The sequence below is a fragment of the Roseateles sp. AC306 genome, from assembly GCF_979253795.1.
Genome location: NZ_CEEDEB010000002.1, coordinates 214,512 through 227,921 on the forward strand (window position 1 = coordinate 214,512; position 13,410 = coordinate 227,921).

The window sequence follows — 13,410 nt, forward strand, 5'->3', positions numbered from 1 at the left end:
GTGGGTGCCCGAGCTTTTCGCTGCGCTCAAAGGTCCGGCACGCCATTACGTAAAACTCTTGCCTTCGGCCACCAGGCGCGCCAGCAGCGGCGCGGGCGTCCAGAACGCACCGTCATCCATCGGGTTCTTCGCAAAGCGCTTCATCGCCTGCACGACGTTGAAGAGACCCACCGTGTCGGCGTAGCACATTGGGCCGCCGCGGAAGATGGGGAAGCCGTAGCCGGTCAGATAGACCATGTCGACGTCGGACGCGCGCTGGGCGATGCCCTCTTCCAGCAGATGCGCGGCTTCGTTGACCAGGGCAAACACCAGGCGGTGCACGATTTCCTCGTCGCTGATGTCGCGCGTCTTGGCGCCGATGGCTTCGCGGTGCTTCGCGAGCAGCTCGGCCACGACCGGCGACGGGATCGCGTCGCGCTTGCCGGGGAGGTAGTCGTACCAGCCGGCACCGGTCTTCTGGCCGAAGCGGCCCAGCTCGCACAGGCGGTCGGCGCTGGCCGAATACTTCATCGTGGCGCGCTCGACCGAACGGCGCTTGCGGATCGCCCAGCCGATGTCGTTGCCCGCCAGGTCGCCCATCCGGAACGGGCCCATCGCGAAGCCGAACTTCTCGACCGCCTTGTCGACCTGCTGCGGCGTGCAGCCTTCATCCAACAGGAAGCCGGCCTGGCGGCTGTACTGCTCGATCATGCGGTTGCCGATGAAGCCGTCGCAGACGCCGGACACGACCGCCGTCTTCTTGATCTTCTTGGCCGTCGCCATGACCGTGGCCAGCACGTCCTTGGCGGTTTCCTTGCCGCGCACGACTTCCAGCAACTTCATCACGTTGGCGGGGCTGAAGAAGTGCATGCCCACCACGTCCTGCGGGCGCTTGGTGAAGGACGCGATCTTGTCAACGTCCAGCGTCGACGTGTTGGACGCCAGGATGGCGCCGGGCTTGGCGACTTCGTCGAGCTGCTTGAACACCGCCTCCTTGACGCCGATCTCCTCGAACACCGCCTCGATGATGAGGTCGGCGTCGCCCAGGTCGGCGTAGTTCAGCGTCGTGCTCAGCAGCGCCATGCGCTGGGCGTACTTGTCTTCCTTCAGCTTGCCCTTCTTGACCTGGGATTCGTAGTTCTTCTTGATGGTCGCGACGCCGCGGTCCAGGGCTTCCTGCTTGGTCTCCAGGATGGTGACCGGGATGCCCGCGTTCAGGAAGTTCATCGAGATGCCGCCGCCCATCGTGCCGGCACCGATGACGCCGACCTTCTTGATGTCGCGCAGCGGCGTGCCTTCGGGCACATCGCTGATCTTGCTGGCCACGCGCTCGGCGAAAAACAGGTGGCGCAGCGCCTTTGACTCCGGCGTCTGCATCAGGGCGGCAAAGCCCTCGCGCTCGGCACGCATGCCGTCATCGAACTTCATGTTCACGGCACCGGCCACGGCTTCCAGGCAGCGCAGCGGAGCCGGGAAATTCTTGCTCATGCCGCCCACCATGTTGCGGGCGAACTGGAAGTAGGCCTCGGCGTTCGGGTGGCGCGCCTTCAGCTCGCGCACCTTGGGCAGCGGCCGCTTCTCGGCGATCTCTTCGGCGAACTTGACGGCCGCGTCCAGCACGTCGGCATCAGCGATCTTGTCGAACAATTTCTGGCCCGGCACCATGGCCAGCATCTGCGCCTCGACCGGCTCGCCGCTGACGATCATGTTCAGTGCGGGCTCCACGCCCAAGGCACGCGGCAGGCGCTGGGTGCCACCGGCGCCAGGCAGCAGGCCCAGCTTCACTTCCGGCAGCGCGACCTTGGTGCCGGTCATTGCAACGCGGTAGTGGCAGCCCAGCGCCAGCTCCAGTCCACCGCCCATGCAAACGCTGTGGATGGCGGCAACGACCGGCTTGCTGCTGCTCTCGACCACCGAGATCAGGCTCAGCAGATTGGGCTCGGCCAGTGCCTTGGGCGAGCCGAACTCCTTGATGTCCGCGCCGCCCGAAAACGCCTTGCCGGCGCCGGTGATGACGATGGACGTGATGGCCGGGTCGGCCTCGGCGCGCTCAACGCCGGCCGCAACGGCGGCGCGGGTGGCAAAACCCAGGCCGTTGACCGGCGGGTTGTCGAGCGTGATCACGGCGACGCTGCCGCGAACTTCGTAATGGGCTGTCATGGGCACGACCTCGGTTGGCGGGCCAACCGCGCGCATCCTGCAGCCGGCCCAGAAATAGAACGATCGTTCGATTCTAGGCAGCGGCCGCCGCGCAGTCTTGTCCCGGCAGTGACAAGGCGGCCTGGGCCATCGCCGTGGCTATTCCGTTCGGCGCAGCACTACCGTGTCCTTGAAGGCCTGCGGCTTCTCCTTGGCCGGCTGCGGCTGCAGCTTGGACTCGGCGTAGAGACGCGCTGCTTCGGCAGCATCGACGGGCGCCTCGGGCGCGGGTGCGGCACGGGGTGCCGGGCGCACGGCCAGCCGCAGCTCATGGTTCTCGCGCTGCAGCTGCTCGATCTGCTTGCGCGCCTGCGTCAGCTGCTGGCCGGCCAGCTGCAGGGCCTGTTCAGCCTGAAGGTGGCGTTGCGCCTCGCGCTTTGCGCGGCTGGACAGCCAGGCATTCACGCCGCCCGCGGCCAGCAAGCCGCCCACCAAGAAACTGCCGAGCAGTGGCAACAGTTGGCCGTTGTCCATGAGTCTTCTCTCCCTGACTTCGCTGACTTCGTTGTCGAGGCAACTGTAAAGGCGCCATCGCCGCCGTCACGCCAGACCCGCCCTGACAGGGTTTCCCACAGGACACCAAGCCCGCGCGGCGACCTTGGTGGCGACGCAGCTCGGGGCTGGGAGGCTGTCGGGGTTTGGGATGGGTGCGCGCCGGCCCTTCGGGTTGACCCGCCTTGGGGTCGCAGGCGGCGTTGCAAATGCTCGTCGGGTGTACAACCCGACTCCGCTTTGCGCCTTGCCTGCGGCCCCAAGGCGGGCCAACGCGCACCCATCCCAAAGCCCGACAGCCTCAAAAAGTGCAGCCATGCTGATTCCGGTCGTCTACCCGCCCCACGATCCCGCGCCGCCGCCGAAGTTTTCTGCGCCGCCGCCGCCACCGGGGACGCCGCCGGAGCCGCCGCCCGAGCCACCGCGCCCCGACGAACCCGCGCCGCCGCCCATTCCCGAGGGCGACGTGCCCCGCGTGCTCTACCTGCTGCGCGTGCTGTGGCTGTGCGCCTTCCCGGTGGGCATACTCGTCGCCGGCGTGGCCATGCTGCTGGGGCTGGAGCAGGCGCGCGAGACGCTGCTGTCGCTGGAAGTGGGCAGCGCGCAGACGGCCGTGCTCGTCTTCGCCTTGTGGCTGTGGCTGCTGCTGAGCTGGTACACGAGCCGGCTGCTGCTGGACCGGCGCTTCAGGCCCGACTCACTGGGCGAATGCACGCACCCAGGTTTTGCCGACGGCCTGCGCCGCTGGCTGCCGCGCGCGCTCGTCCTCGGCGGCGGCCTGCCCATCAGCGCCTTCTTCCTGATGCAGCAGCGCGAGCGCCTCATCGGCGTGGGCCTGCTGGCCGTGACGGCAGCGCTCTATCTCTTCGTCTGGAAGCGGCGCGCCTGGCTGCTCAAGCTCGGCACCGGTTCCTGGCTGGCGCGCTGGCTGGCACTGGACTGGCGGCGCGAGGCCATCGCCGCGATGGAACGCGAAGACCGCATGCCCACGCCGTCGCGCCTGCTTGTCGTGCTGGTGCTGCTGCTGCAATGGGCCCTGTTCGCCGCGCTGCTGGCCTGGCCCGAAGCCACCGCGCGGTCGCTGGGTTCGCCGGCGCTGATGCTGCTGGCGCTGGGCAGCTGGATCGTCTTCGGCGGCATCCTGCTGACCTATGTGCCCAAGGCGCTGATCCGCATCCCGCTGACGCCGCTGCCGCTGCTGCTCTTCGTCGCCTTCGCGCCGCTGAACGACAACCACCGCGTGGCCGACCCCGAGCGCAGCGCATCCCGCGCCGTCGCCAGCCGCCAGCCAGTCGACGCCTGGGTGCAGGCCTGGCTGCGCACGGCGGGTGCCGATGGCAAGCGGCCGCTCGTGCTGGTGGCCTCGGCCGGTGGCGCATCCCGCGCGGCCTACTGGAGCAGCGCGTCGCTGGCCCGCCTGCAGGAGCTGGGCGAGGCCGAGGGCGTCAACTTCGCCGACTCGGTGTTCGCCGTCAGCGGCACCTCGGGCGGCGCCCTGGGCGCGGCCACCTTCGTCGCGGCTCTGGACGCCCGCCGCCAGGCCGTCGACGCGGCCGCCTGCACGCCCTGGAAGCTGGTGCGCGACTTCACCGGCCAGGACCACCTCGCCACGCCCGTCGGCGCCCTCCTCTACGGCGACCTGGCACAACGCTTCCTGCCCGTCGCTCTTCCCCGCCTGGACCGCTCGCTGGCACTCGAAGGCGTCTGGACGCGCGACTGGCCGAGGAGCCTGGCCCGGCAGTGCGCGCCCCGCCCTGAGGCCCCCCCCAACCCCTGGAGCGAGGCCATGACGGCCCTGCACGGCCGCGCAACCGCCACAGAATGGCTGCCGCTGCTGGCCCTGAACACGGCCGCCCTCGCGCGCGGCCAACGTATCTACCAGAGCGACTTCCTGCTGCCCAGCGGTGACGGCATCGACCTGCTGGACCCGTCGCTCGGGCTCGACGTCGACCGCCTCACGCTGGCCCAGGCCGTGCACAACAGCGCTCGCTTCCCCTACATCAGCCCGGCAGCAGCGGTCATCTTCAACGACGCCCACAAGGACGAGGAGACCGGTGACGTCGGCCGTGCCTGGGACCGCCTGGGCGACGGCGGCTACGTGGAGAGCAGCGCGACGCTGATGCTGTCCGACCTGCTGCGCGACCTGGAGGCCAGCGGCCGGCTGCGCAATTGCAAGCCCGAGGACGACTGTGCTGCCCAAGGCATCCTGGACCGCTCGCGGCTGCGCCTGCTGCTGCTCTTCAACGGCTCCTCCGAGGTGGACGACTGGCTGTGCCGAGACGCCCCCCAAGCAGCGGACGCCCAGCCCGTGGACGGCCGCCGCTACCGGGCGCGCAACGTCACGCTCGACGAAGTCGGCGCGCCGCCCCGGGGCATCCTGCACAGCAACAGCGCGCGCGGACGCGACTCGACGATCGAACTCATCAAGCGCATTGGCGGCTGCGGCCAGGTGGCCGAGCTGCGCCTGCCCGCCACGCAGGGCCAGCGGCCGCCGTCGATGAACTGGATGCTGAACAAGGCCTCGCGCGAGTTCATCGACGCGGCCCTGCTGGAAAAGCTGCCGGTGGCCGGCGCCGACGTCGGCCCGGCTCAGGCGCAACTGAGCGCGCACCTGCGCCAGGCCAAGAGCTGGCTGCAGCAGATGAGATAGGGATAGCTGTTGGCCGGCCACAATCCCGCCCGCCATGAAACCCCTGCTGCTGTCCCTCTTCACCGCGCCAGAGCGCCGCGTCCTGTGGCGTGCGCTGCTCGCCTTGCTGCTCGCCGTCATCACCTGGCTGGCTCTGGCACCGGCCCCGCCCAAGACCGTCGATCTCGGCTGGGACAAGGCCAACCACACCCTGGCCTTTGCCGCGCTGGCCTTCAGCGCCGTGTGGGCGCTGTGGCAACGCCCGCGCCAGTGGCCGCTGCTCTTCATCGCGCTGCTGGCCTATGGGGTCGGCATCGAGGTCGCCCAGAGCTTTCTGCCACCGCGCGAGGCCGACTGGCATGACGTCATGGCGGACGGCGCGGGCATTGCGCTGGGGCTGCTGGCGGCATGGCCCATCGCCTGGCTGCGTCGAGCAGACTAGGGGCTGTCCTACAGTCAGTGCCCCTGCACTGACATACCGTTGGCAGCAGATTGCGCTACGGTGTCACCCATGTCGACCGCCACGCTGCCGGACCTGCTCCGCGCCACCCGCGCCCACTCGCTGGCCCTTGCCGCGCCCCTGTCCGGAGAGGACGCGCAACTGCAGTCCATGCCCGACGCCAGCCCGGCCAAATGGCATCTGGCGCACACCACCTGGTTCTTCGAGACGATGGTGCTGCTGCCGCATCTGCCGGGCTACCGCGTCTTCCATGAACGCTGGCCGCGCCTGTTCAACTCCTACTACGAAAGCCTTGGCCCTCGCCACGCACGCCCCCAGCGCGGCCTGCTGAGCCGGCCGTCGCTGGCCGAAGTCAGGGCCTACCGCGCCCATGTCGACGCGGCGCTGGCCGACCTGCTGCCCCATGCACCGGCGGAGGCACTCACGCTCATCGAGCTGGGCTGCCACCACGAGCAGCAGCACCAGGAGCTGCTGCTTACCGACATCCTGCATGCCTTCTCATGCAACCCATTGCTGCCGGCCTATGACACGGCCGCGCCGCAAAAGGCAGCGGCACCCGAGCAGGCCTGGCTGCATCACACGGGCGGCATCGTCGACATTGGCCATGCCGGCGACGGCTTCGCCTTCGACAACGAAGGCCCGCGGCACCAGGCGCTGGTGACGCCCTTCGAGATCAGCAACCGCCTCGTCACCTGCGGCGAGTTCGCCGACTTCATCGAGGCCGGTGGCTACCGCGAGCCGCTGCTGTGGCTGTCCGACGGCTGGGCCACCGTGCAGGCCCAGGGCTGGCAGCGGCCGGCCTACTGGCTGGAGGATGGCAGCGTCTTCGGCCTGCACGGCGTGCAGCCGCTCGACCCGAACGCGCCCGTCATGCAACTCAGCTTCTACGAGGCCTGCGCCTTTGCCGAATGGGCCGGCGCGCGGCTGCCGACGGAGTTCGAGTGGGAGGCGGCATGCGGTTTGCCGGGCTTTGCACAGGCTGCGGACCAAGCCTGGCAATGGACCCGCTCCAGCTATGCGCCCTACCCCGGCTTCCGGCCGGCTGCGGGCGCGGTCGGTGAGTACAACGGCAAGTTCATGGTTGGCCAGCAGGTGCTACGAGGCGGCAGCCTCGCCACGCCTGCGGGGCATGCGCGGCCGAGTTACCGCAATTTCTTTCCGCCAGCCGCGCGCTGGCAGTTCAGTGGAGTGAGGCTCGCAAGATGAAACCAGGTATTGAATGGCGCCAGCCCAGGGCTGCGGCCGAGAACGAGCAGTTCGCGGATGACCTGCATGCCGCGCTCAATCGTGCGCCGAAGGCGATCTCGCCGAAGTATTTCTACGACGAGGTCGGCTCAAAGCTGTTCGAGCGCATCTGTGACCTGCCCGAGTACTACCCGACGCGCACCGAGCTCGCGCTGCTGGAGGCCCATGCCGCCGACATGGCCGCGCAGATGGGCGAGCGGGTGCAGCTGGTGGAGTACGGCGCCGGCGCGCTGCGCAAGGTGCGCCTGCTGCTGGATGCCTTGCCGCGCGACAGCGTCGAGTTCGTGCCGGTCGACATCTCCGGCCCGCACCTGCTCTCCGCCTGCGACGGCCTGGCGGGTGACTACCCGGGCCTGGCCATCCAGCCCCTGGTGGCCGATTTCACCCGCCAGCACGCGCTGCCGCCTTGCTCGGAGGGTCGCCGCCGCGTCGGCTTCTTCCCTGGCTCCAGCATTGGCAACTTCACGCCCAGCGAGGCCGACGCCTTTATGCGCCTGGCGGCAGCGGAGCTGGCCGGCGGCGGCCTGCTGATCGGCATCGACCTCGTGAAAGACCACGACGTGCTGCACGCGGCCTACAACGATGCGGAAGGCGTGACGGCTGCCTTCAACATGAATCTGCTGGAGCGGGCGCGCAAGGAACTGGGCGCGGAGTTCCCGACGGACGGCTTCCAGCACCTGGCCTTCTACAACCCCGCCTACCGCCGCATCGAGATGCATCTGCGCGCCACCAAGCCGCTGGAGCTGCAGCTGGGCGGCGAGATCTATGCATTCAACGAGGGCGAGACGCTGCACACGGAAAACTCGCACAAGTACACGGTGGAGGGCTTCCAGGCGCTGGCGGCGCGGGCCGGGTTCAGGCCGGGCAAGGTGTGGACAGACCCGAACCGGTGGTTTGCGGTGCTGTGGCTGGAGCTGGGAACCGCGTGATCAGCGCCTGATCAGCTCGGAGCATGGCCCGGGCAGCGGGCGAGCGGTCTCTCAGGCGGGCCGCAGTCCCCAGGCGGCTGCTAGCGAAACGCCGGCGAGCCACAGGCTGGTGGCCACCATCAGCACGATGGGCCGCCAGCCCGCGCTGGCGAGGTGCGGGAACGACGTCTTCATGCCCAGCCCTGCGACCCCAAGCATCAGACAGGCGCGAGAGGCGAGATTGAGCTGGTCCTGCACCAGCCGCAGGCAGCCCAGGGAATTGAGCGTTGCCAGCGCAACGAACAGCCACAGAAAGCCCGGCACCAGCCCGGTGAGTCGCACCATCAGCGGCCGCGGTTTGCAGGCCGGCTCAGGCGTTGCCGCGCGGCAGGCAATGGAGACGCCCAGCACGACGATGAAGAGAAGGCTCACGCGCAGGAGCTTGACGATGGAAGCCGCGTCGCCGGCTGCGGGCGAAATCGAGTAGCCGGCCACCACCACCTGAGCCACGTCATGGATGCTCGCGCCGATGAACAGCCCCGCACCGGCAGGTGACAGCTGCAGCTGTCGAGCGACCAGCGGGTAGACCACCATCGCCACCGTCGACAGCAGCGTGGCCATGACCGCCACCAAGAGCACGTGACGCTCGTTCGGCGTCTCGCCTTCGCGGGCTGGCGGCAGCACCGCGCCGATGGCCAAGGCCGCAGATGCTCCGCAGATGGCCGTGGCCCCGCCCGCCAGCATGCCGACAGCCCAGGGAAGGCGCAGGGCTCTGCCCAGCCAACGACCGCACAGGATCGTGCTGGCGACCGCAGCCAGCACGAAGAGCAGGGTCGGCCAACCGAGGCTGGCGACCTGCTCGCCACTGATGCGCGCGCCCAGCAGACCCACGCCCAGGCGCAGCAGCGTGCGGCTGCAGAAGTCCACACCAGCGACCGTGCGGTCCTCGCTGCTATGGCTGTGTATCGCGGCGCCGAACAGCAGCGCGTACAGCATCGGCGGGCCTTGGTAGAGCGCGGCCACGAACGAGGCGGCCAGCGCGACCAGCACACAAGTCGCCCACCCGGGCCAGACCCTTCTCAGTGCCTGGCCGGGCGCGTCGAGGAAGGCGGTCGGTGCCGACATGGCCATTCACTTTTCGACGAAGGCGCGCTCGATGACGAAGTGGCCGGGGTGGCTCATGTTTCCCTCGGTCATGCCCATGATGTCGAACAGCGCGCGCGTGTCGCGCAGCATCTCCGGGCTGCCGCACAGCATGAAGCGGTCGTCTTCCTTGCACAGCGGCGGCAGGCCGATGTCCTGGGCCAGCTTGCCGCTCTGCATCAACGTCGGAATGCGACCCTGGTTGCGGAAGGGCTCGCGCGTGACGGTCGGGTAGTAGATGAGCTTGTCGCGCACCTGATCGCCGAAGAACTCGTTGTCGGGCAGCTCGCGGGTGATGACCTGCTCGTAGGCCAGCTCGGCCACCTGCCGGCAGCCATGCACGAGGATCACCTTCTCGTACTGCTCGTAGACCTCGGGGTCGCGCACCATGGCCATGAAGGGCGCCAGGCCCGTGCCGGTGGCGAGTAGATAGAGGTGGCGGCCGGGCAGCAGGTTCTGCGTCAGCAAGGTGCCCGAAGCCTTGCGACCGATCTGCACCGTGTCGCCAGCGCGGATGTGCTGAAGGCGCGACGTGAGCGGACCGTCGGCCACCTTGATGCTGAGAAACTCGAGCTTCTCCTCCCAGTGCGGGCTGACGACGCTGTAGGCGCGCAGCAGCGGCTTGCCATCGACCATCAGGCCGAGCATCGTGAACTGGCCGCTCTGGAAGCGAAAGGCCGGGTCGCGGGTGCAGGTGAAGGAGAACTGCCGGTCGGTCCAGTGGCGGACGTCCAGCACCTCGGCGTCGAAGAGAACGCTCATGGGCAAGCCTCCAGGGCAAGTTGGTGGAGATAGGGCCAGGGATAGATGCCGCGGTCGTGGCCATCGCTGAAGACCAGCTGCACGCCGGTCTCGCCGACAGGATTGATGCCTGTCAGCGCCGTGTCGCCGGGCGCGGCCAGCGGGTTGCCATCGCGGCGGCGCTTCTCGCAGGCGGAGCATTTGCAGGCGGAGCGCAGCTGCGGCGCCGAGAAGCGCGCCTCGCGGCCGTCGGCCCAGCCCAGTTCGAGCATGCCGCTGGCCTGGTGCCACACCAGCTGGGTGGGCACCGTGTCGGTGTAGAGGGGCATGGTGGCTCCTAGACCAGGTGGCCGACGCCTTGCGGGCCGACCTCGGTGCTCAGGCCCACGAGGCCGCCGTCGCTGAGCTCGCCGCCCATGGCGGCGATGCTCTCCTCGCGGATCAGGCCCTTGATCTGCCTGACCATGGCGGCGAACTCGGGCTCGGAGGTCATCGCGGCGGTGCGCGGCCGGGGCAGCGGCACGTCCAGCTCGGCCTTGATGCGGCCGGGTCTCGCCGTCATCACGTAGATCCGGTCGGACAGGAACACCGCCTCCTCGATGTCGTGCGTGATGAACAGCACCGAGATGCGCAGGCGCTGCCACATATTGGTCAGGATCTCCTGCATCACCACGCGGGTCTGCGAGTCCAGCGCGCCGAAGGGCTCGTCCATCAGCAGCACCTGCGGGCTGGTGGCCAGCGCGCGGACGATGCCCACGCGCTGCTTCATGCCGCCGGACAGCTGGTCGGGGTAATGGTTCTCGAACGCGAGCAGCCCGGCGAGGCCCAGCAGCGTGCGCGCCTGCGCCTGGCGCTCGTTGGCGGACGCGCCCTTCATGCGCAGCCCGAACTCGACGTTCGCACGCACCGTCATCCACGGGAACAGCGAGTACTGCTGGAACACCACGCCGCGGTCCGAGCCCGGGCCGGTGATGCGCTGCCCGTCCAGCAGCACCTGGCCGCCGGTCGGCTTGAGGAAGCCGGCCACGGCGTTGAGCAGCGTCGACTTGCCGCAGCCCGAGGGCCCGATCAGCGACACGAACTCGCCTGGCCGCACATGCACGTTGGCGGAACGCACGGCCTCAAAATCCTGGCCTTTTGATTGGAAGCGGATGTGCAGGTCGCGCACGTCGACGCGGCCATGGGATGCCACTTGCATGTCCATCACCGTGCTCCTTCCGAATGAGCCTGCCAGGGCATGGCCAGCTTGGCGAGAAGCCGGATGGCGCCGCTGCACAGCAGGCCCAGCACGCCGATGGTGATCATGCCGAGCGCGATCTCGGCATAGCTGATCAGCGAGTAGGCCTCCCACGTGAAGTAGCCGATGCCGAACTGGCCCGAGATCATCTCGGCCGCGATCAGCGACACCCACGCCACGCCCATGCCCACCGCAAGCCCCGTGAAGATGTGCGGCAGCGCGCCGGGCAGCACGACACGGCGCAGCAGGCTGGCCTCGCCCGCGCCCAGCGTGCGGGCGGCGCGCAGCAGCACCGGGTCGATGGCCTCCACGCCGTGAACCGTGTTCAGCAGGATGGGGAAGAAGGCGCCGAGGAAGGTGATGAAGACGATGCTCACCTCGTTGTCCGGCCACAGCATGATGGACATCGGCACCCAGGCGATGGCCGGTATGGGGCGGAACACCTCCAGCGCCGGCATGGCCAGCGCGCGCGCCCAGCGGTAGCGGCCGATCACCACGCCCAGGCCCACACCCAGCGCCGTGGCCACCAGGAAGCCCAGCAGGATGCGCCGCACGCTGATGCCGATGTTGGTGACGAACTTCGGGCTGCTGTTGACCTCGATCACCTTCTCCATCACCTGCGCCGGGGTGGGGATGTTGTTGAAGCGGATGTAGGCGTCCAGCTTGTAGTGCGTGGCCAGCTGCCAGAACAGCAGCACGCTGGCGATGGAGATGGCGCCTAGCAGGGCCGCTGCACCGCGGCCCTGCCAGAAGCGCTGCCACAGGCTGGGTGGGGTGGCCGCAGGCAGCGGCAGGTGCAGCGGCGTCACGCCCTGGCCGATATGGGCCGGCGGGGTGGGCTTGGCCGCCGCTGCCGCAGCAGCAACAGCGGGCGGCGCAAAGGCCTGGAGGTGGGGCACGGCACTCATGGTGGTCACTTCGTGCTGGCGACGACGACGGCCGAGGCCTGGCCCAGCGCTTCCGCGAAGGTGGCGAGCTTGCCGTTGCCCTTGGCGGCATAGGCCTCGGCGTCCTTCTTCAGCAGGAAGGGCACGGCCACCGGCGCCTTGGGGTTGCTGGTGTCCACCGCGTAGAAGGCCTTGTCGGCCACCACCTTGATACCGAGCGCCTTGTCGTAGAGGTAGGCCACGTTGACCTTCTTGCCCGCAGCCTCGTACTGCTTCACGCCGGCCAGCAGGCAGGCGGGCGAGCTGACCGGGACGATTTCACCCGTGGCCAGCCAGATCTCGCCGGCCTCCTTGGGCCGTGTGACTGGCACCTTGCAGATGGGGTCGGTGCCGGCGATGTCGTAGTTGGCCAGCGTCTGCTTCTGGGCCTCGTAGTCCTGGCCGCGCTGCTTGAAGGCTTCGCGCAGATAGCTTTCGTTGACCCAGGCCGCGGCGTCGAACTCCTTGACGCGGCCCAGCTTGGACAGCACGCCATGCGCGATCTTGATCGTCTCGACCCAGCGCGGCTTGATGCTCGGGTCCAACGTGTGGATGCCGCCCGGGCCGAGGAAGAGATAAACGACCTCCTTCTCGATCTTGGTCCACTCCTGGATCTTGGCGGCGGCGAGCTTCGGGTCCTTGCGCAGCCAGTCGTTGGCTTCCATCAGCGCCTTGATGTAGGCGACGACCGCCTCGGGGTATTTGTCGGCGAACTCCTTGCGCACGACGACGCCGTGGAAGGTCGGGATCTTGGTCTGCGCGCCGTCGAAGATCTTGCGGGCGAAGCCGCGGTGCGGCAGCAGGTCGGCAAACGGCACGAAGTCGCCGTGCGCGTCGATCTTTTTTTCCTGCAGGTTGGTGGTGCCCACCTCGGGGCTCTGGCTGACCAGGTTCCAGTAGTCCGCCGGCCAGCCGCGCTCCTGCATGGCCTGCAACATCATCCCGTGCGCCGCCGAGCCGAAGGGCACCGACACCGTCTTGCCCTTGAGGTCGGCCAGCTCGTAGAAGGGGCTGTCCTTGTGCACCACCACGCCGTTGCCCGAGCCGAAGGCGTTGTAGGCAATGACGGCGATGAGCTGCGTCTCGTTGCCCTTGTTCTGCTGGCCGGTGGCGCCGTTCACCAGCAGCGGGTAGTCGCCCATCATGCCGATCTGCAACTTGCCGGCGACCATGCCGTTGGTGATCGGCGGGCCGGAGGTGAAGTTCTGCCAGTCGAGCTTCCACTCGATGTTCGCGTACTTGCCCGTCTTGGGCAGGTGCTTCTCCAGCAGCTTCATCTCCTTGAGCACCACGCCGCCGGTGACGGTGTTGGTGGTGGTGTTCTGCGTGCCGATGCCGATGGTGACGACCTCCTTGGCGGCCTGGGCTTGCGGCGCCAGGAAGGCCGCGCAGAGCGCAAGGCACTTCGCGAGGGTGGCGGAAACATGTGAGAGCTGGGGCAACTTCATCTC

Annotated in this window: 12 protein-coding genes; 4 read left to right on the plus strand and 8 right to left on the minus strand. The window is 68.6% G+C overall.

All coding sequences use genetic code 11. The annotated features are described in order from the left end of the window. Positions 1-45: 45 nt before the first annotated feature. Together AC0IZJ_RS05745 and AC0IZJ_RS05750 are read right to left on the minus strand one after the other, a co-directional pair. Entirely contained in the window at positions 46-2,139 is a 2,094-nt protein-coding gene (locus AC0IZJ_RS05745) for a 3-hydroxyacyl-CoA dehydrogenase NAD-binding domain-containing protein (RefSeq protein WP_471847570.1), read from the minus strand. Positions 2,140-2,277: 138 nt separating this feature from the next. After that, positions 2,278-2,652 (minus strand): hypothetical protein, encoded by a 375-nt coding sequence (locus AC0IZJ_RS05750; RefSeq protein WP_471847572.1) that lies wholly within the window; start codon positions 2,650-2,652, stop codon positions 2,278-2,280. Between the two features lie 334 nt (positions 2,653-2,986). Here AC0IZJ_RS05750 and AC0IZJ_RS05755 point away from each other — a divergent pair, with 334 nt between their 5' ends. From AC0IZJ_RS05755 to egtD, 4 genes are all read left to right on the plus strand, one after another. After that, positions 2,987-5,320, plus strand: coding sequence for a hypothetical protein (locus tag AC0IZJ_RS05755; RefSeq protein WP_471847574.1), 2,334 nt, complete (start codon positions 2,987-2,989; stop codon positions 5,318-5,320). A gap of 34 nt (positions 5,321-5,354) precedes the next feature. Further along, on the plus strand, positions 5,355-5,741 hold the full coding sequence (locus tag AC0IZJ_RS05760; RefSeq protein WP_471847576.1) for a VanZ family protein: 387 nt from the start codon (positions 5,355-5,357) through the stop codon (positions 5,739-5,741). 69 nt (positions 5,742-5,810) lie between these two features. Then, positions 5,811-6,965, plus strand: a complete 1,155-nt coding sequence (gene egtB / locus AC0IZJ_RS05765) for an ergothioneine biosynthesis protein EgtB (protein ID WP_471847578.1) — start codon at positions 5,811-5,813, stop codon at positions 6,963-6,965. Continuing rightward, the gene (gene egtD, locus AC0IZJ_RS05770) at positions 6,962-7,933 is read left to right on the plus strand and encodes an L-histidine N(alpha)-methyltransferase (protein WP_471847580.1); all 972 of its coding nucleotides are present in this window, start codon (positions 6,962-6,964) and stop codon (positions 7,931-7,933) included. Before egtB ends, egtD begins: the two co-directional genes overlap by 4 nt. A 51-nt stretch (positions 7,934-7,984) precedes the next feature. Here the strand turns inward: egtD and AC0IZJ_RS05775 are convergent, their stop codons facing one another. The 6 genes from AC0IZJ_RS05775 to AC0IZJ_RS05800 are packed head-to-tail and all read right to left on the minus strand — an operon-like array spanning position 7,985 to position 13,407. Then, entirely contained in the window at positions 7,985-9,037 is a 1,053-nt protein-coding gene (locus tag AC0IZJ_RS05775; RefSeq protein ID WP_471847582.1) for a YeiH family protein, read from the minus strand. A gap of 6 nt (positions 9,038-9,043) precedes the next feature. Further along, entirely contained in the window at positions 9,044-9,817 is a 774-nt protein-coding gene (locus AC0IZJ_RS05780) for a ferredoxin--NADP reductase (protein WP_471847584.1), read from the minus strand. After that, on the minus strand, positions 9,814-10,125 hold the full coding sequence (locus AC0IZJ_RS05785) for a gamma-butyrobetaine hydroxylase-like domain-containing protein (protein ID WP_471847586.1): 312 nt from the start codon (positions 10,123-10,125) through the stop codon (positions 9,814-9,816). The genes AC0IZJ_RS05780 and AC0IZJ_RS05785 overlap by 4 nt, the downstream gene beginning before the upstream one ends. Positions 10,126-10,133: 8 nt before the next feature. Beyond that, positions 10,134-10,994 (minus strand): ABC transporter ATP-binding protein, encoded by an 861-nt coding sequence (locus AC0IZJ_RS05790; protein ID WP_471848463.1) that lies wholly within the window; start codon positions 10,992-10,994, stop codon positions 10,134-10,136. A gap of 5 nt (positions 10,995-10,999) precedes the next feature. After that, positions 11,000-11,941: an ABC transporter permease gene (locus AC0IZJ_RS05795; RefSeq protein ID WP_471847588.1), complete on the minus strand. Its 942-nt coding sequence runs from the start codon at positions 11,939-11,941 to the stop codon at positions 11,000-11,002. Positions 11,942-11,946: 5 nt separating this feature from the next. Continuing rightward, positions 11,947-13,407, minus strand: coding sequence for an ABC transporter substrate-binding protein (locus AC0IZJ_RS05800; RefSeq protein ID WP_471847590.1), 1,461 nt, complete (start codon positions 13,405-13,407; stop codon positions 11,947-11,949). Positions 13,408-13,410 lie beyond the last annotated feature (3 nt).